This window comes from Marinobacter sp. R17, assembly GCF_003789045.1.
GTDB lineage: Bacteria > Pseudomonadota > Gammaproteobacteria > Pseudomonadales > Oleiphilaceae > Marinobacter_A > Marinobacter_A mangrovi.
The window spans coordinates 1-24711 of sequence record NZ_RHGZ01000027.1 but is presented as its reverse complement, the minus strand read 5'-3'; the positions used below and the strand labels follow the sequence as shown (position 1 = coordinate 24711).

22 protein-coding genes and 1 other RNA gene are annotated in these 24711 nt (G+C 62.1%); 4 read left to right on the top strand and 19 right to left on the bottom strand.

The window, feature by feature from the left end; genetic code table 11:
* Positions 1-104 precede the first annotated feature (104 nt).
* Entirely contained in the window at positions 105-1043 is a 939-nt protein-coding gene (locus EB809_RS16875) for a M23 family metallopeptidase (protein ID WP_123636013.1), read from the bottom strand.
* Positions 1044-1340: 297 nt separating this feature from the next.
* On the opposite strand from EB809_RS16875, the gene EB809_RS16870 reads away from it, so the two are divergent.
* Positions 1341-1796 (top strand): DciA family protein, encoded by a 456-nt coding sequence (locus EB809_RS16870; RefSeq protein ID WP_123636012.1) that lies wholly within the window; start codon positions 1341-1343, stop codon positions 1794-1796.
* A gap of 10 nt (positions 1797-1806) precedes the next feature.
* Here EB809_RS16870 and lpxC read toward each other — a convergent pair whose 3' ends face one another.
* From lpxC to rsmI, 18 genes are all read right to left on the bottom strand, one after another.
* Positions 1807-2724: a UDP-3-O-acyl-N-acetylglucosamine deacetylase gene (gene lpxC, locus EB809_RS16865; RefSeq protein ID WP_123636011.1), complete on the bottom strand. Its 918-nt coding sequence runs from the start codon at positions 2722-2724 to the stop codon at positions 1807-1809.
* Between the two features lie 170 nt (positions 2725-2894).
* Complete coding sequence (gene ftsZ / locus EB809_RS16860) at positions 2895-4052, bottom strand: cell division protein FtsZ (protein ID WP_123636010.1); 1158 nt, start codon at positions 4050-4052, stop codon at positions 2895-2897.
* A 110-nt stretch (positions 4053-4162) separates the two neighbouring features.
* Positions 4163-5398 (bottom strand): cell division protein FtsA, encoded by a 1236-nt coding sequence (gene ftsA / locus EB809_RS16855; RefSeq protein WP_123636009.1) that lies wholly within the window; start codon positions 5396-5398, stop codon positions 4163-4165.
* Positions 5399-5418: 20 nt separating this feature from the next.
* Positions 5419-6264: a cell division protein FtsQ/DivIB gene (locus EB809_RS16850; RefSeq protein ID WP_123636008.1), complete on the bottom strand. Its 846-nt coding sequence runs from the start codon at positions 6262-6264 to the stop codon at positions 5419-5421.
* Complete coding sequence (locus EB809_RS16845; RefSeq protein WP_123636007.1) at positions 6257-7213, bottom strand: D-alanine--D-alanine ligase; 957 nt, start codon at positions 7211-7213, stop codon at positions 6257-6259. The genes EB809_RS16850 and EB809_RS16845 overlap by 8 nt, the downstream gene beginning before the upstream one ends.
* Entirely contained in the window at positions 7210-8661 is a 1452-nt protein-coding gene (gene murC / locus EB809_RS16840) for a UDP-N-acetylmuramate--L-alanine ligase (RefSeq protein ID WP_123636006.1), read from the bottom strand. The genes EB809_RS16845 and murC overlap by 4 nt, the downstream gene beginning before the upstream one ends.
* Positions 8654-9736, bottom strand: coding sequence for an undecaprenyldiphospho-muramoylpentapeptide beta-N-acetylglucosaminyltransferase (murG, locus tag EB809_RS16835; protein WP_123636005.1), 1083 nt, complete (start codon positions 9734-9736; stop codon positions 8654-8656). The genes murC and murG overlap by 8 nt, the downstream gene beginning before the upstream one ends.
* Positions 9726-10928, bottom strand: a complete 1203-nt coding sequence (ftsW, locus tag EB809_RS16830; protein WP_123636004.1) for a putative lipid II flippase FtsW — start codon at positions 10926-10928, stop codon at positions 9726-9728. The genes murG and ftsW overlap by 11 nt, the downstream gene beginning before the upstream one ends.
* Positions 10925-12268 (bottom strand): UDP-N-acetylmuramoyl-L-alanine--D-glutamate ligase, encoded by a 1344-nt coding sequence (gene murD / locus EB809_RS16825; protein WP_123636003.1) that lies wholly within the window; start codon positions 12266-12268, stop codon positions 10925-10927. The genes ftsW and murD overlap by 4 nt, the downstream gene beginning before the upstream one ends.
* Before the next feature lie 15 nt (positions 12269-12283).
* Entirely contained in the window at positions 12284-13369 is a 1086-nt protein-coding gene (gene mraY, locus EB809_RS16820) for a phospho-N-acetylmuramoyl-pentapeptide-transferase (RefSeq protein ID WP_123636002.1), read from the bottom strand.
* Positions 13369-14736, bottom strand: a complete 1368-nt coding sequence (locus EB809_RS16815; RefSeq protein ID WP_123636001.1) for a UDP-N-acetylmuramoyl-tripeptide--D-alanyl-D-alanine ligase — start codon at positions 14734-14736, stop codon at positions 13369-13371. Before EB809_RS16815 ends, mraY begins: the two co-directional genes overlap by 1 nt.
* Positions 14733-16220: a UDP-N-acetylmuramoyl-L-alanyl-D-glutamate--2,6-diaminopimelate ligase gene (locus EB809_RS16810; RefSeq protein ID WP_123636000.1), complete on the bottom strand. Its 1488-nt coding sequence runs from the start codon at positions 16218-16220 to the stop codon at positions 14733-14735. The genes EB809_RS16815 and EB809_RS16810 overlap by 4 nt, the downstream gene beginning before the upstream one ends.
* 3 nt (positions 16221-16223) lie before the next feature.
* Positions 16224-17936: a peptidoglycan D,D-transpeptidase FtsI family protein gene (locus tag EB809_RS16805; RefSeq protein WP_190294946.1), complete on the bottom strand. Its 1713-nt coding sequence runs from the start codon at positions 17934-17936 to the stop codon at positions 16224-16226.
* Between the two features lie 64 nt (positions 17937-18000).
* A complete protein-coding gene (gene ftsL / locus EB809_RS16800) occupies positions 18001-18396 on the bottom strand; it encodes a cell division protein FtsL (RefSeq protein WP_123635998.1) in 396 nt (131 codons plus the stop codon).
* 2 nt (positions 18397-18398) lie between these two features.
* Positions 18399-19358, bottom strand: coding sequence for a 16S rRNA (cytosine(1402)-N(4))-methyltransferase RsmH (gene rsmH, locus EB809_RS16795; RefSeq protein ID WP_123635997.1), 960 nt, complete (start codon positions 19356-19358; stop codon positions 18399-18401).
* Positions 19355-19807 carry a division/cell wall cluster transcriptional repressor MraZ gene (mraZ, locus tag EB809_RS16790; RefSeq protein ID WP_123635996.1) on the bottom strand — a complete coding sequence of 151 codons (453 nt, stop codon included), beginning with the start codon at positions 19805-19807 and terminating at the stop codon, positions 19355-19357. The genes rsmH and mraZ overlap by 4 nt, the downstream gene beginning before the upstream one ends.
* 367 nt (positions 19808-20174) lie before the next feature.
* An RNA gene (gene rnpB / locus EB809_RS16785) (RNase P RNA component class A) lies at positions 20175-20533 on the bottom strand.
* Positions 20534-20586: 53 nt separating this feature from the next.
* Positions 20587-21444: a 16S rRNA (cytidine(1402)-2'-O)-methyltransferase gene (rsmI, locus tag EB809_RS16780; protein WP_123635995.1), complete on the bottom strand. Its 858-nt coding sequence runs from the start codon at positions 21442-21444 to the stop codon at positions 20587-20589.
* A gap of 215 nt (positions 21445-21659) precedes the next feature.
* Here rsmI and EB809_RS16775 point away from each other — a divergent pair, with 215 nt between their 5' ends.
* From EB809_RS16775 to EB809_RS16765, 3 genes are read left to right on the top strand one after another with little or no spacing between them, the layout of a single operon-like run.
* Complete coding sequence (locus EB809_RS16775; protein WP_123635994.1) at positions 21660-23588, top strand: penicillin-binding protein activator; 1929 nt, start codon at positions 21660-21662, stop codon at positions 23586-23588.
* A 4-nt stretch (positions 23589-23592) separates the two neighbouring features.
* Positions 23593-23973, top strand: coding sequence for a YraN family protein (locus tag EB809_RS16770; protein WP_123635993.1), 381 nt, complete (start codon positions 23593-23595; stop codon positions 23971-23973).
* Positions 23970-24566: an SIS domain-containing protein gene (locus EB809_RS16765; protein ID WP_123635992.1), complete on the top strand. Its 597-nt coding sequence runs from the start codon at positions 23970-23972 to the stop codon at positions 24564-24566. The genes EB809_RS16770 and EB809_RS16765 overlap by 4 nt, the downstream gene beginning before the upstream one ends.
* Positions 24567-24711 lie beyond the last annotated feature (145 nt).

Genomic DNA, 24711 nt, shown 5'->3' with positions numbered 1-24711 from the left:
GGTGACAGCTCACATTACAGGGTGTTAGTGCGCTATTGAAGAGCGGGCCGGCCACAAAAAAGCCACTGGAGGCGAACCCGCAGTGGCTTTTTACTGACGCTGACTCAGCGACTGGCCCGCTGGATGTAATCTTCCGGGTCGAGCGTCTTGCCGTTGCGCCGCACCTCGAAATGCACGTGGGGCCCGGTGGAACGACCGGTGCTGCCCATCTGGGCAACCACTTGTCCTTTCTCGACGACGTCGCCAACGGACACGTCCACCTTCTTGCAGTGGGCGTAGCGGGTGCGCAAGCCGTTGCCGTGGTCGATTTCGACCAGGTTGCCGTAGCCATAACGGTCACCAGCCCAGGTGACAACGCCCGCAGCCACTGAAATGATATCGCTGCCTTCCTTGCCCGCCAGATCAACGCCGCTGTGCCAGGCGCGCTTGCCGGTGAACGGATCGGTGCGATAGCCATAGTGAGATGACAGCCAGCCCCATTTGATGGGACGACCGGCCACGAAACGCTCTTCCTCGATACGCTCGCGGGACAACAGCTGATCCAGCAGGCGCAGTTGCTGCTCGCGATTACTGATGCGGGCATCGAGCTGATCGATCATGGCGCTCAGCTCCGGGGTCTGGAAGGATTCGCCACCACCGGCTTCTTCCGGACCACCCACCGCTGGAGCCTGGTCAAAATCAAACTCACCATTATCCAGATGAGCAGATTCCACCAGGCGCTGCCCCAGCGCATCGAGCCGCAGCAAACGCCCCTGCATCTGGCCCAGGCGCAGTGTCAACGCATCCACCTGCTGACCGGCGGTCTGACGCACATGCTGCAACTGTGCCTGTTGCTCACCCAGACGGGATTCCCAGCTTTTAACCAGAGGCGCCGACGCGCCATAAGCCACCGGCTCCGGCGCCTTGGACGCCAGCCTGTATCCGGCCCAACCAGCACCACCGATCACGGCGGCGCTCAGCACGAATGCGCAGGCGACAACGCCGATGCTCACGTGCAACGACCGGGACTGCCCGGGATTTTTGCCAACGAAGATAATGTTCATAATAAGTCGATCACATTCCCCGAACGACGCCGGTCTTGTTACCGCCAGCTATCGCCCAACACAAACGCGCCTGTCTGGCCTACATGCCCCGGCGCCGCACAATGGGCCATTTCGGCATGGAGACGATCACGGCACCCCGACCTCCGCCTTGAAACAGCGCTGGACAGGGACCAATTCAAGAGGGTAAAAACAGTCTAATACAGGCCACATCCACAAACCGTGCCAAATAGTAACCAATCGTAACGGGTACCGTCGAGTCCCGGCGCCGTCCAGAGCATCGAATGCCGTGAGAAAACGATGAAGCGCAAGACCCAACTCACACTGGATCCCAGCGATTCCCGCCACGAACCTAACCTGCGCAGGTTGCTGGCCCATGCCGAGATCCACCGTCGGGCGGAACAGCTGGTGCTGGCCTCCATCCCGGCCAACCTGCGTGACCACTGCCGCTTTCTCAGTTATCACGACGGCGATCTGGCCGTGTCGGCCGACGGCAGCGTCGTGGCCAGCCAGGTGCGTCTGCGGCAGCGCGAGATTCTGGCGGAACTGAGAAAGGATCCGGATTTCCAGTACGCTTGGCGCTTGAAGGTCAAGGTGGCACCGCCGCGCCCGAAGGCAAAGGCCGTGTTCAAGAAGGAGCCGTTAAGTAACGAAAATGCCCGGCTCCTCAAAGAGGAAGCCGGGCATACGAAGGACGAAGGTTTACGCGAAGTTCTCGAAAAACTCTCCCGTCACGTCAAGGACGGGGAGGACTGAGTATCCTGCCTCAGGCCTGTGACGCGAGAACGGGCTTGAGATACGAAATCGGAGCCGTGGCCTCGTCTTCGAAGGTCACCACTTCCCACGCATCTTCTTCAGCCAGCAGCTTGCGCAGCAGCTTGTTGTTCAGGTCGTGACCTGACTTCACGCCGCGGAATTCGCCAATCAGGCTGTTGCCCAGCAGGTACAGGTCACCGATGGCGTCCAGTACCTTGTGCTTGACGAACTCATCTTCGTAACGCAAGCCGTCTTCGTTGAGGATTTTGTAGTCGTCAACGACGATGGCGTTGTCCACGCTGCCGCCCAGCGCCAGGTTCATGGAGCGCAACTTCTCGATGTCACGCATGAACCCGAAGGTGCGGGCCCGGCTGACTTCCTTCACGAACGACGTGCTGGAAAAGTCTACCGTGGCGTTCTGGGCACGGCCCTTGAAGACCGGATGGTCAAAATCGATGCCGAAACTGACCTTGAAGCCTTCAAACGGCAGGAACGTCGCCTTCTTGTCGTCTTCTTCCAGCGTCACTTCCCGCTTGATGCGGATGAAGCGCTTGGCCGCGTCCTGCTCGGCAATGCCCGCCGATTGCAGGAGAAAGACGAAAGGCCCGGCACTGCCGTCCATGATGGGCACTTCGGCCGCACTCAGCTCCACGAAGCAGTTGTCGATGCCCAGCCCCGCCATAGCAGAGAGCAGGTGCTCGACGGTTGCCACGCGGACACCGTTCTTGACCAGTGTCGTGGACAGCATGGTTTCGCCGACGTTCTCAGCGCACGCCTTGATCTCGACAACCGGATCCAGATCCGTCCGCCGAAACACAATCCCTGTCTCGACCGGCGCAGGCTTGAGCGTCAGATAGACTTTCTCACCCGAGTGCAAACCGACACCGGTCGCACGGATGGTGTTTTTGAGCGTACGTTGTCTGATCATCGTACAAAAATCCGTCACAAATGTTAGATATTATTCGGGCAAAAACTGCGCGAAGCTTACCAGAAAGTCCTACTGAACACCATTTAACCAATCGGTAATGTCCGAAGGCTATGGCTATGACCTTTCTAGCTTCTTTCTATTCTATCCCGAATCCCTATTGAGACAGCTTATCAATCCGCCTGACGGCGCAGGAATGCGGGAATATCGAGATAATCCACACTCTGCTCTTCGCCGTCACGCTCCTGATCGATCGCCACATTGCCATTGGCAACGGCGCGACGACGCAGGACCGCCGGACGATCCAGCTGGTGATAGTCTGTCTTGCCATCCAGGGTGCGGGTGTTGTCGACCACCTTGGTCGGCTTGTCGCGCTCGCCACCCAGGCCGGTTGCAACCACGGTCACCTTCAGCTCGTCGGTCATTTCCGGATCGATCACGGTGCCCACAACCACAGTGGCGGCGTCAGAGGCAAACTCGCGAACAATGTCGCCCACCTCGGAGAATTCGCCCAGGTTGAGGTCCATACCAGCGGTGATGTTGACCAGGATGCCTTTCGCGCCCTGCAGGTTGATGTCTTCCAGCAGCGGGCTGCGTACAGCGGCTTCGGCGGCTTCGCGGGCGCGATTCTCGCCCGTGGCGCGGGCCGTCCCCATCATCGCCATGCCCATCTCGGACATCACGGTTTTCACGTCGGCAAAGTCGACGTTGATCATGCCGTTGCGGGTAATCAGGTCGGCAATGCCCTGTACGGCGCCCAACAGCACGTCGTTGGCGGCCGCGAAGGCATCGAGCAGACTAGTCTTCTTACCCAGAACTGCAAGCAGTTTTTCGTTAGGAATCGTAATCAGCGAGTCGACGCTGTCTTCCAGATCTTTCAGACCGGACTCGGCAACCGTCATCCGCTTGCCACCTTCGAAGGTGAACGGCTTGGTGACAACCGCGACGGTCAGGATGCCCAGCTCGCGGGCCACTTCGGCCACGATCGGCGCTGCACCGGTTCCGGTTCCGCCACCCATACCCGCGGTGATGAACACCATGTCGGCGCCTTGCAGCGCCTCGGCGATGCGGTCACGGTCTTCCAGGGCGGCCTGGCGACCGACTTCCGGGTTGGCACCGGCACCCAGCCCCTTGGTGATGTTGCCACCCAGCTGGATGACCTGTTTGGCGCCCATATCGGCCAGGGCCTGGGCGTCTGTGTTGGCGCAGATGAATTCCACACCTTCGATGTCGCTGGTGAGCATGTGACGGACGGCATTACCGCCACCACCACCGACGCCAATGACTTTAATGACTGCGTTCTGTTGAACGTTATCGACCAGTTCGAACATTTCCCCTACTCCTTCGTTATCTTTCCGGCCTTCGGTGACCGATATTTTTTCGAGAGACCTTCGTTTTTACTGCTCCGGCAATGCCGGTCATGCCACGTTTCCCGGGTTCGTCAGAAATTCCCTGTGAACCAGGCTTTCATGCGCTCCAGCAGAGAGGGGGCATCCTCCTGCTTGAGCACCGGCCCCTTACCCAGATCCATCTGGCGGAACCCGTAGATCAACAACCCGACACCCGTGGCGTAGATCGGGTTATTGACTACATCGGTCATGCCGGACACGGCCTGCGGTGACGCCAGGCGCACCGGCATGTGGAAAATTTCTTCGGCCAGTTCCACAACCCCTTCCATCGTGGACGAGCCGCCCGTGATGACGATCCCGGCCGGAATCATCTCTTCAAAGCCCGAGCGGCGCAGTTCCGCCTGCACCAGGGTGAACAGCTCCTCGTAGCGCGGCTCGACCACCTCGGCCAGCGCCTGGCGCGACAGATCCCGCGGCGCACGTTCGCCCACGCTCGGCACCTTGATGGTTTCATCGGCACCGGCCAGCTGAGTCAGCGCGCAGGCGTACTTGATCTTGATTTCCTCGGCGTTCTGCGTGGGCGTCCGCAGGGCCATGGCAATGTCGTTGGTGACCTGGTCACCGGCAATCGGAATGACCGCCGTGTGCCGGATCGCGCCGCCGGTGAAGACGGCGATATCGGTGGTGCCACCGCCGATGTCCACCACGCACACGCCCAGTTCCTTTTCGTCCTCGGTCAGCACGGCGTAGCTGGACGCCAGTTGCTCGAGGATGATGTCGTCCACATCCAGGCCACAGCGGCGCACGCATTTCTCGATGTTCTGCGACGCATTCACCGCGCAGGTCACCAGATGCACCTTGGCTTCCAGACGCACACCGGACATGCCCAGGGGCTCCTTGATGCCCTCCTGGTTATCGATCACGAATTCCTGGGGCAGGATGTGGAGCACTTTCTGGTCCGCCGGAATCGCGACGGCCTGGGCCGCATCGATGACCCGGTCGATATCGGCCTGGGTCACTTCCCGATCCCGGATCGCCACAATGCCGTGGGAGTTGAGGCTGCGGATATGACTGCCCGCAATACCGGCGTAGACCGAATGGATACGGCATCCGGCCATCAGCTCGGCTTCCTCGACCGCCCGCTGGATCGCGTGCACCGTGGTTTCGATGTTCACCACCACACCACGCTTGAGACCGCGGGATGGATTGGATCCGATCCCGACGATTTCGATCGTGCCGTCGAGTTTGCGCTTGCCGACAATGGCCACCACCTTGGAGGTGCCAATATCCAGGCCGACAATCATGTTTTCCGTTTCATCCCCTGACATGTGCTCACCAATTGAATGGTCTATGAATTTTTCTCAGGCGCTTTCTCAAGCGTCTTCCAGCGCACCGCCACACCGTTGGTGTAGCGGGCATCAATGCGTTCCACTTCATCGGCGCGCGAGGCCAGTCGTTTCTGGTAGACCGTCATAAACCGGTCGAAGCGACTGTCCACCTGGTCACGCCCCAGGGCGACTTCAATGCCGTTGGACAGTTTCAACGTCCAGGCGCCCCGCTTTTCCAGGGTCAGGCCGGCGAAGCCGATGTCCTTGTCATGCAGCTTGTTGGCCATTTTCCGGGCCACGGACACCACTTCCTCGGCCCGCTCCTCCGGTCCCGCCAGATGCGGCAGGCTACCTGCCACTTGCGGGTTGGCCGGCCGGAACACGTGACCCGAGCGACCAATCAGCTCGCCGTCATTCCAGTAGGCCAGCGGGCGCTCCTCACGGATGTCGATCGCCAGTCGGTCGGGCCAGACCCGGCGCACCGCGGCGGATTCCACCCAGGGCTCACGCTCGACCTGGTGCTTTACATCCTCCAGGTCGGTGGCGAAGAAGCTGCGACCCACCCAGTTGCCCAGGTCCGCGCGCAGCTGCTGCTTGTCCAATCCCTTGAGATCACCTTTCACTTCGACATCCACAATGGGACGATCCAGCGCGTTCAGCGCCGAGCCGGTCGCCCAGGGAACCAGCCCGGCCAGGATCAGCACCGCCAGTCCCAGTGACACCTGCAGCCATGGCAGCGTCTGTAGCCAACCCCAGATCACACCCAGCGGATTGAACCGCTGACGATCCGGCTCCATCGACGTGGCCCCGCGCCGCCTCGGCGGTTCCGGGGGTTGACGCATACGCAGGCTCAGCAGGTCACGCATCGGCGTTCTCCAGGGTGTCCTCAAGGATCCGGACCACCAGCTCCTCGAAACTCATACCAGCGGCGCGAGCGGCCATGGGCACCAGACTGTGATCTGTCATGCCCGGTACGGTGTTGACTTCCAGCAGCCAGAATTCGCCATCGGCGTCCTGCATGATGTCGACCCGCCCCCAGGAGCGGCAGCCCACCACCCGGAAGGCCTCCAGCGCCAGCTGTTGCAGGCGCAACTCGTCGTCTGGCGCCAATCCGCACGGCACCTGATAACGGGTATCGTCGCTCAGGTACTTGGCGTCATAGTCGTAGAACACGTGATCGGTACTCAGGCCGATCGCCGGCAGCGCGTGGCCCTGTAGCACGCTGACCGTAAATTCCGGGCCCTCCACCCATTCCTCGATCAGCACGAGTGGATCGTGCCCGCTGGCCGCTTCATAGGCGTCCACCAGTTCCTCGCGACTGCTGACCTTGCGGATGCCGATGCTCGACCCTTCCCGGGCCGGCTTGACGCTCAGTGGCATACGCAGGGCCGCCACGATGCCGTCCGCATCCTCTACTGAGGTCATGGTGCGGAACTTCGGTGTTTTCAGACCGCAGCCTTCGAACACGTATTTGGTGCGCAATTTGTCCATGGCCAGGGCTGAGGCCAGCACGTCGCTCCCGGTATAGGGGATGCCGGACTCCGACAGGATCGCCTGAATGGTGCCGTCCTCACCGCCGCGACCGTGCAGGGCGATAAAAACCCGGTCGCAATCCTCCGGACTAACCGCGTTGAGCAGGCTGCCCTGAACGTCAATGCCAAACGCGTCCACGCCGGCGGCGATCAGGGCATTCAGCACGGCGTCGCCACTTTTCAGCGAGACCGCCCGCTCGGCGGAATTGCCCCCCATCAGGACCGCCACGCGGCCAAGCGCATTCACCAGATCCGGTTCGGCGCGATAGATCGGTGCCGTCATACGCCACCTCCCGCTTTGAGTCCGGAAGCGGCCAAACGCGCCGCCACACCGCCGATGTCACCGGCGCCCTGGGTAAACAGCACATCGCCGTCCTTCAGGGTGCGTGACAGGAGTTTCTGGATGTCGTCGTCCTTCTCGACGAAGATCGGCTCGATGTTGCCGCGCTGCCGGATGCTGCGGCACAGGCTGCGCCCGTCTGCTCCGGGAATGGCCGGCTCGCCGGCGGCGTACACGTCCATCAATAACAACGCATCCACGTCGGACAGCACTTTGACGAAGTCTTCATAGAGATCCCGCGTCCGGCTGTAACGATGCGGTTGATACAGCATCACCACACGACGGTCCGGCCAGGCTTCCCGGGCCGCTCGGATCACCGCGGCCACTTCAGTGGGGTGATGACCGTAGTCGTCCACCAGGGTGACCGTGCCGTCTTCGATCGGGTAATCGCCATAGACCTGGAAACGCCGCCCGACGCCGGCAAAGCCGGCGAGACCACGGACGATCGCATCATCATCGACGCCCTCGTCACTGGCGACGGCAATCGCCGCCAGCGCGTTGAGAACGTTGTGGCGACCAGGCATACGCAGGGAGACCTTGAGATCCGACCGACCGCCGGGCCGCTTGACCAAAAAGTGTGTCTGCAGACCGTCGGACTGGATGTCGGTTGCGCGGTAGTCCGCCTCCTCATCCTCGATGCCATAGGTGATGATGGCTCGTGAGATCCGAGGGGTAATTTCCCGCACGTAAGCGTCGTCACTGCACATCACCGCCACGCCGTAGAACGGGAGGTTGTGAAGGAAATCGACAAACGTCTGTTTAAGCTTCTCCAGATCGTTGCCGTAGGTGTGCATGTGATCCGCTTCGATGTTGGTCACCACCGAAATCACCGGCGTCAGGTGCAGGAACGACGCATCGCTTTCGTCCGCTTCCGCCACCAGATAGCGCGATCCGCCCAGTTGGGCATTGGTGCCGGCGCTGTTGAGCTTGCCACCGATCACAAAGGTCGGATCCAGGCCGGCCTCGCCCAGCACCGAAGCAATCAGGCTGGTGGTGGTGGTCTTGCCGTGGGTCCCGGCGACCGCAATGCCGTGGCGATAGCGCATGATCTCCGCCAGCATTTCCGCCCGCGGAACGATCGGCACACGACGATCCCGGGCCGCTTTCACTTCCGGGTTCTCCGCGTTGACGGCCGTCGATACCACGACCACGTCAGCGTCCGCACTGTTTTCCTCGCGGTGGCCGATAAAGATCTGCACACCCAGGCTTTTCAGGCGTTCGGTCACGGCGCCGGCTTTCAAATCGGAGCCGGACACCTCATACCCCTGGTTATGCAGGACTTCCGCAATACCACACATGCCCGCGCCGCCGATGCCGACGAAATGGATGCGGCGGATCCGGCGCATTTCCGGAACCTGATACACCAGCGGCGGATTGGTTGATTCAGCCATGGGCCGCCTCCAGACAATAATTCACAACTCGCTCCGTAGCGTCGGCCCGGGCCAGTGAGCGGGCCGCGTCCGCCAGCGCCGCCACTTTCTGGCGGTCGCTGCAGAGGGTGCTCAGGGTGTCGGCCAACACGTCATCTGTCAGTTTGCTCTGCGGGATCAGGATCGCTGCCCCCGCCTGTACCATTTGCTGCCCGTTCAGGGTCTGGTGATCGTCCACCGCGTGGGGGAACGGCACCAGAATGGCGCCCAGCCCCACCGCGCAGAGCTCGGTAATCGTCAACGCCCCGGCCCGGCACAACACGATATCGGCCCAACCATAGGCCTCGGCCATGTCGCTGATAAACGGCTCCAACGTCGCCGTCACACCCGCCGCCTCATAGGCCGCCTCGGTGGTCTCCAGGTTGCGCGTTCCGCACTGGTGACGCACGGCGGGGCGCTGGTCTTCCGGCATCAACGCCAGTGCACGCGGCAGTGTCGTATTGATCGCCTGGGCTCCGAGACTGCCGCCCAGTACCAGCAGACGAACCGGTCCATTCCGCTCGGCAAACCGGGCCTCCGGCGCCGCCATTTGGGCCAGGTCGCCCCGTACCGGGTTGCCGGTATAGCGAGTCACCACCTGCTTGCCAAAGCTGCCGGGAAACGCCTCCATCACCGTCTCGGCAAAGCGGGCCAGGATCCGGTTGGTCATGCCGGCGATCGCGTTCTGTTCGTGAACCAGCAGTGGCGTCCGGGTCAGCCAGGCCGCCACACCGCCGGGACCGGTCACAAAGCCGCCCATACCGATCACGCAATGCGGTTTGATTCGGCGCATGACACCCATCGCCTGGACCAGTGCCCGCCCCAGCTTGAACGGCGCCAGCAGCAGAGCCAGCCGGCCCTTACCGCGCAGTCCGGAGACGGTAATCGTTGCCATCGGGATATCCGTTTCGCCGATAAGCCGTTCTTCCATACCGCCGCGGGAGCCGAGCCAGAACACCTCATGGCCCTGTTCCTGCAGACGACGGGCCGTTGCCAGCGCCGGGAACACGTGCCCGCCGGTGCCACCGGCCATGATCAGGAAGCGCCTAGTCGTCATAACTGGCCCCTCCTTTGGTTTTCGCCTTGCCTTTACCGGCCTCGCTGGCCTGCTCCAGCTTGTCCAGACGCTCCATCTCGATGCGCGCCAGAACCCCGACACAGACACAGGTGGCCAGCAGACTGCTGCCGCCATAACTGACCAGCGGCAAGGTCAGCCCCTTGGTGGGCAACAGGCCCGTATTCACCGCGATGTTGATCGCCGCCTGCAGGCCGATCAGCAGCGTCAGGCCGTAGCCGAAACAGGACGCAAACGGCATCCCCGCCTGCTCGGCGCGGCGCGAAATCACCAGTCCCACCCACACCAGCAGCCCGAACAGCAGCAGGATGCACAGCGAGCCGATCAGTCCGAATTCCTCGGCGATGATCGCGAAGATAAAGTCGGTGTGGGCCTCCGGCAGATAGAAGAGCTTCTGCACCGAATTGCCCAGTCCGACACCAAACCACTCACCCCGACCGAAGGCGATCAGCGACTGGGTCAACTGGTAGCCTGTGTCGAACTGGTCCTGCCAGGGATCGAGATACGACACCACCCGCTTCAGCCGGTAGGGCTGGAATACCACCAGCGCCACACCCAAGGCCAGGCACACGGCGATCAGCGGCAGGAAGCGGCTCAGGCGCACGCCGGACAGGAAGATCATGCCCAGCGCCGCGGTCATCAGCACGACCGTCGCACCGAAGTCCGGCTCGATGACCAACAGCATGGAGGCGAAACCGAGCACCAGCACCGGCTTGAGGAAGCCGAACCAGGTATTCACCAGTTCGTCGCGGCGGCGCACCACATAACCGGCGAGGTAGGCGATCAGGCAGATCTTGGCTACCTCGGACACCTGCACGTTGAACAGGCCCAGCGGAATCCAGCGGGTCGAGCCATTGACCGTCCGACCCAGCGGCGTCAACACCAGCGCCAGGGTCAACAAACCGATGCCCAGCAACAGCCAGCCGCTGCGCTCCCACCAGCTCAGGGGCACGTTGGCCACCACCAGGCAGAGTGCAGCGCCCATAAAGGCATACACGAACTGCCGGCTGATGTAGTAGTAGGCGTTATCCATGTTCTGCGCCGCGGTATCCATGGACGAAGAGCCAATCATCACCACGCCGATCAGCAACAGCGTCACAGCACTGAAAATCAACAGCGGCAGCGGTTGCAGGCCGCCGGTACGGGGGAGCTTCATGGCAAGCGTTGCGTTCATGACAGCGCCTCCACCTGCTCAATAAAGGCAGCACCGCGCGCCTCGTAATTGGTGAACATGTCCAGGCTGGCACAGGCCGGCGACAACAGGACGCGATCGCCCGGTTGAGCCAACTGGCTTGCTTCACGGACCGCGCCGGCCAGATCATCCACGCGGCGCACATCGGCCTCGCTGGACAGAGCCTCTTCCAGCAGGCCCGCGTCCTTGCCAAATACTATGACTGCCCGGCAGCTTTGGCGCACCGGCGCCTTCAGCGGTGTGAAATCGGCGCCTTTACCGTCACCGCCGGCAATCAGTACCAGCTTGCCCCGGGCCGGCCGCAGGCTTTCCAGAGCCGCCACGGTGGCTCCCACGTTGGTGCCCTTGGAGTCGTTGATGTACTCCACGCCATTCAACGTGCGGACAAACTGGCAACGGTGAGGCAGCCCCTTGAACTGGCGGGCGACGTTCAACATGGCCTCCATCGGGAGCCCCACACAGTCCCCCAATGCCAGCGCTGCCATCACATTCAGCAGATTGTGGCGACCGATCAACCGCAGCTCATCGGTGCGGATCAGGTTATCGAAGCCGTAGGTGATCCAGAGCTGACCGTCATCCTCGCGCAGGCTGAAGGTGTCCGGGTTGATGCGGTGTTCGCCATAACAACGGAACGTCAGGTTGTCCCGGGCCATGGGCTGGCTCAGGGCATCGTCCAGGTTGATCACCGCCTTCTCGCAGCCGTTGTAGATGCGCTGCTTGGCCTGGAAATACGCCATCTTGGTGGGATAGCGATCCATATGGTCGTCGGTCACGTTGAGGATGGTCGCCGCCGCGGCGTTCAGCTCTTCGGTGGTTTCCAACTGGAAGCTGGACAGTTCGAGCACGTACAGCTCGACGTCCTCCGCCAGCAGATCCAGCGCCGGCGTGCCGATGTTGCCACCGACCGCGACGTTCACTCCGGCACCACGGGCCATTTCGCCCACCAGGGTGGTGACGGTCGTCTTGCCGTTGGAACCGGTGATCGCCACGATCGGGGCCCGGGCCGCCTCGCTGAACAGGTCGATATCCCCGCGAATGTGCGCGCCCTTCTCCTTGGCTTCCTTGATCGCCGGAGTCGCAATGCTGATACCGGGGCTGACCACCAGCTCGTTAAAGCCGGCAAACAACTCGGCATCGAATTCACCCAAATGAACCGGCACGTCCGGCCAGTTCTGGCGCAATTCGTCCAGGCCCGGCGGTTGCTGCCGGGAATCCGCCACGGCAACAGACCGCCCCTGTTCACACAGGTAGCGCACGCACGAGAGCCCGGTCTTACCGAGCCCTACGATCAATGTGCGACGATCTGAAACAATGACACTCATCGACGATCCAACCGCTTAACGAATCTTCAACGTGGCCAGTCCAACCAGGACCAGAACCACCGTCACGACCCAAAACCGCACGATGACGCGCGGCTCGGGCCAGCCCTTCAATTCAAAATGGTGATGCAACGGCGCCATCCGGAAGATGCGCCGCCCGGTCAGGCGGTAGGATGCCACCTGCAGGATCACCGAAACCGTTTCCATCACGAACACGCCGCCCATAATGAACAGCACCAACTCCTGACGAACGATCACCGCCACGACACCCAGCGCGGCACCCAGCGCCAACGCGCCCACATCGCCCATAAAGACCTGGGCGGGATAGGTGTTGAACCAGAGGAAGCCCAATCCGGCGCCGACCAGAGAACCACAGAACACGATCAGCTCGCCGCTGCCCGGCAGGTGCGGAATCAACAGATAGGAGGCGAATTGCGCGTGGCCGGACAGATAACAGAAGATGGCCAGGGCCGCGGCCACCATGACCGTCGGCATGATCGCCAGACCATCCAGGCCATCGGTCAGGTTGACGGCGTTGCTGCTGCCCACAATCACGAAATAAGTCAGCAGGATAAAGGCGGCGGGGCCCATCACAATGCTGACGTTCTTGAAGAACGGCAGGTACAGCGATGTTTCCTGCGGCAGGCTCGATGAATAGAACAGGGCAATAGCCGCACCAGCGCCAATCACGGACTGCCAGAGATACTTCCAGCGTGCCGGCAGGCCCCGCGGGTTCCGCTCGACCACCTTGCGATAGTCGTCCACCCAGCCGACGGCCCCGAACAGCAGCGTCACCAGCAGGGTGATCCAGACATAGCGGTTGGTCAGGTCGGCCCAGAGCAGGGTGCTGACCGCGATCGCCACGAGGATCAGCGAGCCCCCCATCGTGGGCGTACCGGCCTTGCTCAGGTGGGTTTGCGGGCCGTCGTCCCGCACCGCCTGACCAATCTGGTACTGACCCAGCTTGCGGATCATGTAGGGCCCGATAATCAATGCGATCAGCAGTGCCGTCAGCACGCCGAGAATGCCTCGCAGGGTGAGGTAACGGAAGACCGTCAGCTCGTCAAAATACTGCGCGAGGAAGTCTGCTAGCCAGAGCAACATCAGTCTTTCACCTTCTTGATCAATGCTCTGACCACGTTATCCATGGCAGAACTGCGAGAACCTTTTACGAGAATGGTCATGGGCGCCGCCTGGTGCGCGAGCAGCCATGCCACCGCCTCGTCGTGGGTGGCAAACGCCTGGCCGCCTTCGCCAAAACCGGCGAGGTAACCGTCGGTATTGGGTCCGACCGCCAGCAGATGCGACACCCCCTGCTTACGGGCAAACGTGCCGATATCGGCATGCAGTTTATGGGCGTCGGGGCCAAGTTCGGCCATGCATCCGAGCACAGCCACGCCCGTGCCTGGCTGTCGGGACAGGTAATCCACGGCCGCCTTCATCGATGTGGGATTGGCGTTGTAGCTGTCATCGATGAGATTGACGCCGGACTGTAACTCAATCTGCTCCAGTCGACCTTTAACGGGTTTTAATTCATCCAGCCCGCGATAGATGGCGTCGTCGGTGGCGCCCAACTCGCGGGTCGCCGCGATGGCCATCAATGCATTCAATAAGTTGTGGGTTCCCGGGAGGTTGAGTCGCACCGGCGCAATCCAGCCGCCCGGACCGACTGCCTCGAAGGTCACCTGGCCATTTTCTGAACGAACATTACGATAGTGATAGTCCGCGCCCTTATCGTCGGTCGTTGCCACCGTGAGCACCCGGCGCTGGCCGGCGCGCTTGCGCCAGATCGGACAGGCCGGGTCGTCGGCATTGAGAACGACGGCACCATCCAGGTCGACACCCTCCACGATTTCACCCTTGCCTTCGACGATGTTCTCATAGCTGCCGAAGCCCTCCAGGTGGGCTTCACCGGCATTGGTGATCATCGCCACTTCAGGTCGGGCCAGGTTGACGGTGTAGGCGATCTCGCCGACCCCGCTCGCTCCCAGTTCGATCACGGCGTACTGGTGTTCCGGCGACAACCGGAACAGGGTCAGCGGCACCCCAATGTGGTTGTTCAGGTTGCCCTGGGTGGCCAGGGTTTCACCCTGGTGGCGCAGGATGCTGGCCAGCATTTCCTTGACGGTGGTCTTGCCGCTGCTACCGGTAACCGCCACACAGCGGGCCGAACTGGCCAGCCGGTTGCCCAGCGCCAGGCGACCCAGCGCCTTGAGGGTGTCGTCCACCACCAGTTGCGGGATCGCGACGCCGTCCACCGGCTGATCGACCACCGCCGCCACGGCACCCGCCTGGGCCGCATCCAGCACATAGAGATGGCCGTCGAATCGATCACCGCGCAGGGCGACGAAAAGATCCCCGGGATTGATCGTCCGGGTGTCGGTCGACACGCCGCTGAATTCAACGGTCGCCGATTGCGGGCTGGCACCGGCCATCTCGGCCGCATCCTGGAGGGTGAACCGCTGCATCATTGTTCTGCCTCCCTGTCGACCAACGCCTGACGCACGACGCCGGCATCGCTGAAATCGTGCCGCTCGCCCTGGATTTCCTGATAGGTTTCGTGCCCTTTTCCAGCCACCAGAACCACATCGCCCGGCAGGGCTTCGAAAACCGCCTGCCGGATCGCGGCTTCCCGCTCGTGGATCACCTCGGCCCGGCCGGGGTTGGCGAATCCCGCCATGATCTGACTGACAATGGCCCCCGGGTCTTCGGTGCGGGGATTGTCATCGGTCACGATGATGCGATCCGCCAGTTTTTCCGCAACGGACGCCATTTCCGGACGCTTCCCGGTATCACGGTCCCCCCCGCAACCAAAGACGCACCAAAGATCACCCTCCACATGCGGCTTGAGAGCCTGCAGGGCGTTCTGAAGCGCATCCGGGGTATGGGCGTAGTCCACCACCACGCGAATGCCGGCGGCACCGGCAAACACTTCAAGCCGGCCCGGCGGAGGCATCAATTTTTTGGCGGCCGAGACCACGTCATCCCGCGACAGCCCCAGCTGCAACGCTGTGGCGATCGCCGCCATCACATTACTGACGTTAAACGTTCCCAGCAGCGGCGCCGACAGCGAGAACTCACCCCAGGCGCCGTCGAAGGTGGCGTCGAAGCCATCGGCATGGGCGGTCAGCGACTTCAGCCACAGCTCGGTCTGGGATTCGTGCAGGCTATAGCGGACCCGGTCGCATTGCCCGTCCAGCTGGCCGTAGAGCTGACGCCCGAACGGATCGTCAAAATTGATCACGGCGAACTCGAGCCCATCACGACGGAACAGGAGGCTCTTGGCCTCGGCATAGGCCTCCATACTGCCGTGATAGTCGAGGTGATCCCGGGTCAGGTTGGTGAAAATGGCGCCGCGAATGCGCACATCGTTCACCCGTCCCTGATCCAGCGCATGGGACGACACTTCCATCGCCACGGCCTTGCCACCGGAAACGCGGATCTTGCGCAACGCCTGGTTGATGGTGATCACATCGGGCGTGGTATGGGTCGCCGGCGCCATCTGACCGCCCACGCCGTAACCCAGCGTGCCGATGATGCCGCAACTGTGGCCGGCGGCGCTCAGCAGCTGGCTGACGAAATAGGTCACCGACGTCTTGCCGTTAGTCCCGGTCACGCCGATCACATCCAGTTCATTGGACGGTGATCCATAGAATCGATCGGCAATGACGCCCATCTGTTGTTTCAGCGACGGCACGGCCACGATCAGAGCCCCCGACTGCTCGTAACAGGCCGGCTCGGCGTCATCCACGTCGAGCAGGACGGCAACGGCGCCCGTCTCAATGGCATCGGCCACATAGTGATCCGCTGACGAAGTGGCGCCGGCGATCGCCACGAAGGCATCGCCGGATTGAACTTTGCGGCTATCCGCAGTCAGCCCATGAATCGTGACATCGAATACCGACGGAACGTCGACGATACCGGTCAGGAGATGGTTCAGGGATGTCATGCTCATGGCTTACCCCCTGCCCCCGGATGTGTCCCGTGGCTGGGATGCCACAGGATTATCATCGAGGTCCGGGCGCACGTTCAGCAAACGCAGCGCGTCACCCATGACCCGGGAAAAGACGGGAGCGGCAACTTCCCCTCCATAATACTCCCCGCCCTTGGGCGCATCGACAGCGACAACACACACAATGCGGGGGTTATCCACAGGCGCCATACCGGCGAAAATAGCCTTGTACTCACTGTCCTCGTAGCCGTGCTGACCGACCAGGTGGACGGTGCCGGTTTTGCCGCCCGCCTCATAGAAACCGATCTGGGCGCGCTTGCCGGTGCCGTCTTCAATCACCGCCTGGAGCATCTCCCGCACCTGGGCGGTAATGTGCTCCGGAATGACGCGTTGCCCCTGGGGTGGTTCGTCCCGCTTGATCAGGCTCAGCGGATAGCGGATACCGCCATTGGCCAGGACCATATAGGCCTCTGCCAATTGCAGCGCATTGACGCTGAGGCCGTAGCCGTAGGACAGGGTCGCCACTTCCACCGGGTGCCACTGGGTAGGCGCCGGCAGCACGCCGACGGCCTCGCCCGGGAAACCGATACCGGTGGATTGCCCGAGCCCGACACTGAGGAACATGTCACGGATCGGATCGCCACCCATTTTCGCCGCAATCTTGCTCATCCCCACGTTGCTCGACTTGGCAATGATGCCCTTGAGATCAAGCACGCCGTGGTCGCTGGTGTCCCGGATGGTGTAGCGCCCAAAACGAAGATAACCCGGATTCGTATCGATCCGGGTTTTCGGGGTCACCACACCGGCCTCCAGGGCGGCCGCCATCGTGATGGGTTTTATCGTGGATCCGGGTTCGAACAGATCCGTAATGGCCTTGTTCCTGAGATTGGCCGGGTCCAGCTGACTCCTGTCGTTGGGGTTGTATGACCCCTGATTCACCATGGAGAGCACCTCGCCGGTGTCGACATCCAGCATCACCAGCGTTCCGCCCCGGGCATGATGGGCCTGTACGACCGCCTTGAGCTCCCGGTAAGCCAGATACTGCAGCCGCAGGTCCAGGCTGAGCTCCAGGTTGCGACCCGGCTTGGCGTCTTTGACCAGGCTCAGGTCCTTGATGACGTGGCCACGCCGATCCTTCAGCACCCGCTTGCTGCCGCGCTCACCGGACAGCCAGTCGTTGTAGGCCAGCTCCATGCCTTCCTGACCGTGCTCGTCGATATTGGTGAAGCCCACGACATGAGCGGTCACTTCGCCGGTCGGATAGTAACGACGGTATTCCCGGCGGCTGTAGATACCGGGAATATCCAGCGCCATGGCTTTGCGCGCCAGACCCGGCTGGATCTTGCGACTGACGTAGATGAATTCGCGACTGGCATAACGCTTCAGACGCGATCGCAGGTCGCCCTCACTGACGCCGAGCATCCGGGCCAGTGGCGCAATCCGGGGATCGTTGGGATCCATTTCACTGGGGTTGGCCCAGATGGTCTGAACCGGGGTGCTGACCGCCAGCGGTTCGCCGTGACGATCGGTGATCATGCCGCGATGGGCATCGATGGTCTCGGTGCGGACGGTGCGGACTTCGCCCTGGCGCCGCAGGAAATCCTGATCAACCACATGCAACTGCACCAGCCGCGCCGCCAGCGCCACCATGACAAGCACAAACGCGCCCAGCACGGTGGCATGACGCCAACCGGCCAGATGCGCTTTCAGCTTCTGCATGGTGCTGGGTGTCGACTGCGATGTGGACACGTTTCCCTACCCTGACGGCTCGATATAATCGTTGTTATGGCTGCGACTGCACCAGGACAATGTCCTGCTTGCCGGGCACAACCATGTCCATGCCCTGAGAAGCCCGCGCCTCGACGCGGCTATGGGCACTGAGTGCACTCTGCTCCAGCAGCAGCTGACTCCACTCCCGCTGGTAGCCATCCCGCTGCGCCTGGAGCTGGGCCAGGTCGTTGAACAGCACCCGGTTCTCGTGGGCGCTGTAGACGACGCCAATCGCCGAGAACACCAGCACGCTGGCCAGGCCCGCAGAAATCAGCACATGACGCTGGCACAGTCCGGCAAAAATCCGGCGCGACAGGCGCATGGCCGTGTTGACGCCGGCCTTCATGGTTTCCGGGTGCAGACGCTTGCGGGTCTGGACCTGGGGCCGTTCAATCGTTACCGCTGCCATTGCTATACCTCACTCTTCCCTGACCGACGCTCCAGGACACGCATGACGGCGCTCCGGGCCCGAACGTTGTCGGTCACTTCGTCTGTTTCTGCCTTGACGGCCTTACCGATCAGGCGGAAGTCCGATGCCGCCTGATCGGCCGTCACCGGCAACCCGCGGGGCAACTGAGGCCCTCGCGCCAGATCCCGCATGAACCGCTTGACGATGCGGTCTTCCAATGAGTGGAAGCTGATCACCACCAGACGGCCGCCCGGTTCGAGGTGATCGACCGCGGTTTGCAGGCCGGCTTCCAGGTCTTCCAGTTCCCGATTAATAAAAATGCGCACGGCCTGAAATGTCCGTGTCGCCGGGTGTTTGTGCTTTTCCTTTTTGGGCACGGCGCCGGCAATCAGCTCGGCAAATTCGCGGGTGGTCGCCAGCGGCTCTTCCGCCCTCCGCGCCACGACGGCCCGCGCGATACGGCGGGAAAAACGCTCTTCACCGTAGCGCCAGATGACATCCGCGATTTCGGCTTCCGGCGCGTTGTTGAGCCACTCCGCCGCACTGGGCGACTGCTGGGGATTCATCCGCATATCCAGCGGCCCTTCCCGCATGAAGCTGAAACCACGCGCGGCATCGTCCAGTTGTGGCGATGACACGCCGAGATCCATCAGCATGCCGCTGATGCTTTGCCAGCCGCTCTCCATCAGAAACCGTTCAAGCTCGGCAAAAGAGCCGTGACCAATATGAAAACGGGAGTCGGCTTGCGCCAACTCCCTGCCGACTGCGATGGCCTCGGGGTCCTTGTCCACCCCGAGCAGCCTCCCGCTGTCGGAAAGCCTCTCCAGGACCAGGCGACTGTGGCCGCCGCGCCCGAAGGTTCCGTCGACATAACGCCCGTCGGCACGGACCACCAATGCGTCGACCGCCTCACTCAAGAGCACCGAAAGATGCTTGGGTGAGGCGCCTTTTTGCACGGTCATAGGGAAAGTGACTCCATCTCCGGCGGCATATCGTCGTCATCCTCGGACTCATCCAGCCATGCGAACCAGCGCTCTTCGCTCCACAGCTCCAGCTTTTTGCCCTGACCGACCAGCATCAGTTTCTTTTCCAGCCGCGCGTAACTGCGCAGCGTCGGCGGCACCAGCACCCGGCCGGCACCGTCCAGTTCCAGCGGCGTGGCGTGGCCCAGCATCTTGCGCTGCAGCCGGCGCGCCGCCTTGTTCATGTTCGGCAACGCCTCAATCTGGGGGCGGATTTCGTCCCATTGCGGCTCGGGGTAAACCAGCAGGCAACGCTCCTCGTCGGCATTGGCCGTCAACACGATGCGGCCGCCGCACACTTCGGCGAGCTCCTCGCGCACGCGGGTCGGGATCGCAATGCGCCCCTTCGCGTCCATGTTGATGGCATGACTGCCGAGAAAGTTGCTCATAAATGCTGCCAGTTGCTGGCCTCAAACCGGCTGGATCGCCGGGGCCAAAATCAAGAGCGGGCAATTTTCCCACTCTCGCCCTCCAAAAACCACAAAAAACCACTTCTATCCACTTTTTCCCACTTCTGCACACTATAGAAACACGAAAAATACAATGCAAGCGCCGTCAGAGGCGGCCCACCTGTAAAACTTCCTGTTATGACAAGGGTTTAGAAGGAGAAGAGGAGAAGCTACTCGGAAATGGAGACAAGAACCTTCGATAAATCAAGTAGCTGAAGCACTATTTATACAAAAAACCTGAGGAGTAAGAATTTTTCGCTATATCAGGAGGGAAATTCGAACAACAGAGATCACACGGAAGAAAAGAAAAGCGAGCTCGCCTGTAAGCCGGGTTCTGTCGAGAACAGTCATTCATCTAGGGCTTGCGTCACCACAAGCCTCAAGCAACCTACCCGAGTCCAGCGCGGGCCACGCCATCGGACTCCTATTTGGTCTTGCTCCAGGTGGGGTTTACCATCGCCGTGAACTGTTGCCAGTCACGCGGTGCGCTCTTACCGCACCTTTTCAACCTTACCGGCGCCCGAAGGCGCTTAGGCGGTTTCCTTTCTGCTGCACTTTCCGTCGGCTCACGCCGCCCAGGCGTTACCTGGCACCTTGCCCTGTGGAGCCCGGACTTTCCTCCCCCGTCCGCCAATGGCGGCCGGCGGCGACTGCCCGGCGAGCTCAGGCGAGACAATACGCCGCCCGCCCCAGGCGTGCAAGCGAAAAAGACCGCAACATCACGCCTTCAGGGCGAGCGCCCTCTGGTAAAGCTCATTGCGGGACAAGCCGGTCAGCTCGGACGCCATCCGCGCCGCGACCTTGACCGGCACCTCGCGCAGCAGCACCGTCAGCAGCTCATCGGGATCGATTTCGGTGGCGGCATCCTCCGACGACGCCGGCGCGCCCGCCACCATGACCACATACTCGCCCTTCTCGGCGTAATCGTCCTCGGCGAGCTGCTCGACCACATCCCCAGCCGTCCCGCTGTAAAACGTTTCGAACGCCTTGGTCAGCTCCCGGGCGAGCACCACAGAGCGCTCAGCACCGAAGGCTTCGGCCAGCGCCACCGCCGTTTCCCGAATGCGATGTGGCGCTTCATAGAAGACCAGGGTTCGGGATTCGTGCCGCAAGGCCTTGAGAGCGTCCAGCCGCGCCTTACGCTTGGTGGGCAGAAATCCTTCGAAAGTAAACCGGTCCGTTGGCAGACCGGCCGCACTGAGGGCCGTGGTGATGGCACAGGGACCGGGAATGGGCACCACCGTCAGCCCCTGCTCGCGCGCGGCACGGACCAGGATGAATCCCGGATCGGAAATCAGCGGTGTGCCGGCATCGGAAACCAGCGCCACCGACTCGCCCTGTCGCAGACGTTGCAGGACCGATTCATGACGCTCCCGCTCATTGTGCTCATGCAGGGCCACCAGAGGCCGGTGCAGGCCCAGCACCTGCAGGAGGCGTTGCGTGTGGCGCGTATCCTCTGCAGCAATACAATCCACCCTGGCCAGAATATCGGCCGCCCGCTGACTGATATCGCCCAGGTTGCCGATGGGGGTGGCCACAATATAGAGAAGGCCGCAGTCAGCAGCACTTTCGGGCATGGTGTCCTTCCTGAAGTTGCGCGATACACGCCGGGTTTGCGAATGACAGCGACGTCATGAGAAATCCACGGCGAACTGGTAAACTCGCTTCTTGGCAAATTTCCGGCATGATGCCCATGTTCCGCCGGCACCACAAGCGGCGGCATGGCAGGACGTCCCGCGGGATCGGTTGCGGCCGCGGAATTCCGAACCATTCGCCCTACTGTGAGCATTGCATGACGATGAGAGAGTTTCTTCGCCTTCGCCCTGCGTTTTTCCTGGCCCTGGCCGTCTTGATGGCCGGCTGCACCCCCATGGGCATCCAGCCCGACCAGGCTGACACTCCGGAGGGCGCGCTGGCGATTGCCGAATCCTCCGGCTATTCCGACACCGCCCTGCGTGGTCTTCTGAGCACCGCCGCCCGCTACCAGGACGCCGACCGTCATAAGGACGCCCGCACCATCCTGCGCAGCGAAGCCTTCGACAAGGCTCAGGGGGATACGCTCAACCAGTATCGTCTGCTGGCCATGGGCAGCATCATCGCGCTCGATGACCGGGGCTGGGCCGCGGACTTCGCCGACGCCCTGCCGGTGGATCAGTTCTCGAAGTATCCCGATAACCGCCAGACCCAGGCGGCACGCCTGCAAACCAGCACCTTCGAAATTGTGGGGCAATATCTGAAGGCGGCACAGACACTGATTGCCTCCAGCCCGATTCGTCCCAATGGCGGCACTCTGGCCGACAACGATCGGATCTGGCAGCTGCTCAAGCGGGCGCCGGACAGTCAACTGAACGCGGCGGCCCAGACCGCCATCGGCTACGAGCAGCAGGGCTGGCTGGAGCTGGCCCTGTCCCTGCGCCAGCCCGGTGTGACGCTGGACACCCAGGGCCGCACGATTCGCCAATGGCAGAAAAACTGGCCGGATCATCCGGCAGCCAACCCGCTGCCCAGCGAACTGCGCCTGATTATCACGCTTTCGGAAGAGCGCCCCGGGCACATTGCATTGGCACTGCCCCTCAGCGGGCCGCTGGCCGAAGCAGGCCAAGCCATTCGCGATGGTTTTTTTGCCGCCTTCTATGAGGACGACAAGCGCAATGAGGGCACGAAAACCCGCATCCAGGTCTTCGACACCAACGATCAGGCGTTTGATGCGCTCTACGACCGCATCCAGCAAACCAAGCCGGACCTGATCGTCGGTCCGCTCGACAAATCCGCCCTGGCCAAGGTCGCCGACCGCACCTCCCTGCCAACGCCGGTGCTGGCCCTGAACTACCTGGAAGACGGCCAGTCGCATCCGGATCAACTGTATCAGTACGGCCTGTCTGCTGAAGACGAAGCTCGTCAGATTGCGGATCGCCTGATGGCGGATGATCGCACGCAAGCCGTTGCCCTGATCCCCTGGGGCGACTGGGGAGACCGCGTGGAAAGTGCGCTGATCCAGCGCATGAACCAGGATGGCGGCAAAATCCTCAACGCCGTTCGTTACGACCCGAACGAAAATCTGCGCAAGACGGTGGCGGACCTGTTCGGCATCGACCAGAGCCGTCAGCGGGCCATCACCATCGAGCACACCATCGCCCAGAACGTGGAGTTCGAAGCCCGCCGCCGGCAGGACATCGACGCCATCGTGCTGGTGGCGTCCCCGACGATCGGCCGTCAGTTCAACCCGCTGTTTGCGTTCTATTTCGGTGGCGACCTGCCCGTCTACTCGCCCTCCACGATCTACACCGGCCAGCCGGACCCGAGTCGTGATGGCGACCTGGAACGGGTGCGCTTCACCGACATCCCGTGGATGCTGAATCCGGACAACGAGCGTCGCCAGCGGGCCAGCGCCGCGTTACCCGACGTCACCCAACGCTATGGACGCCTGTTCGCCATGGGCATGGATGCTTATGCCCTGTCCTCCAAGCTGCAGCTGCTGTCGCAGGTCCAGGGCAGCGACGTCGACGGGCTGACGGGGACACTGAGCATGACGCCGGACGGCCTGGTACGCCGGGAACAGGGCTGGGCGATTTTCCAGAAGGGCGTCCCGGCACCGCTGGACGAACCGGTCACTGACGAGCCAGCGGATGAAACGCGCCAGGACGCACCTTCGCGCGACGCAGCCATTGACAGGACAACACCCGCGCCGGCGACCAGCGCGACGGCGCCAACCAGCGAGTAACCCCATGCGCGAGACCAGGGACGGTCGGCGCAAGCAGGGCGAGCAAGCCGAAGAGGCCGCTGCTCGCTACCTGGCACGCAAAGGCCTGCACATCGTTGGACGCAACTTTCATTGTCGGGGTGGCGAGCTGGACATCATCGCCCGGGATGGCGAGACACTGGTCTTCATCGAAGTCCGCTATCGCGGGACGACCAGTTACGAAAATCCCATGGAGTCGGTCACCCCACGCAAACAGCAACGCCTGATTCGAGCCGCCAATTACTACCTGCAGCGGCACCAACTATGGCAATATCCCTGTCGCTTCGATGTCATCGCCATCCAGCCGGGACGTTTACGCCGCTATCAGGCCCATTGGATCAAGAATGCTTTTGATGCCTCATCATGACTGAACAATCTGCCGATTCGCTGATCAACGCCATGTTCGCCGAGCACATGGAAAATGCCGCCCATGCCGCGGCCGAAGTGGGCCCTGCACTGGATGCGGTCGCCGATACGCTGGTGGCGTCACTGCTGACCGATGCCAAGATCCTGATGTGCGCCAACGGCGGCGCCAACTGCCTGACGCAGTACTTCTGCACCAACCTGCTGAACCGCTTCGACCAGGATCGCCCCGCCTTACCGGCGATTAATCTGGGTGCGGACGCCACCACCTTCTCCGCCATCTGCCGGGACAATCGCTTCAATGAGACTTTCTCGCGGCAGGTGAGAGCCCTGGGCAAAGACGGCGATACGCTGTTCGTGGTGGTCGACGACGGTCATAAGGCCAACCTGATCCAGGCGATCCAGGCGGCCCACGACCGCGGCATGAGAGTGGTGGTTCTCAGCGCCCGGGAAAAGACCGACGTCACTTCCCTGCTCCATCCGGACGACCATGAGTTAGCCCTGCACAATCTGGGCAATGCCCAGGCCACCGGGGTATTTGTCCTGATCATGAACGCCCTCTCGGCCCTGATCGACCAGAAGATCTTCGGCGGCTGAGCCGATCGCGACAATCTTTCGCCCATATCGGGATAGGGGGGAGCCTTCTGGCTCCGCCCCTCCCACACCACCCGGCAAGCGGGTCCGCACCGGGCGGTTCGAGAAGTTGAGGTTTACGAGAGACGCGGCACGCCTAACCGGTCGA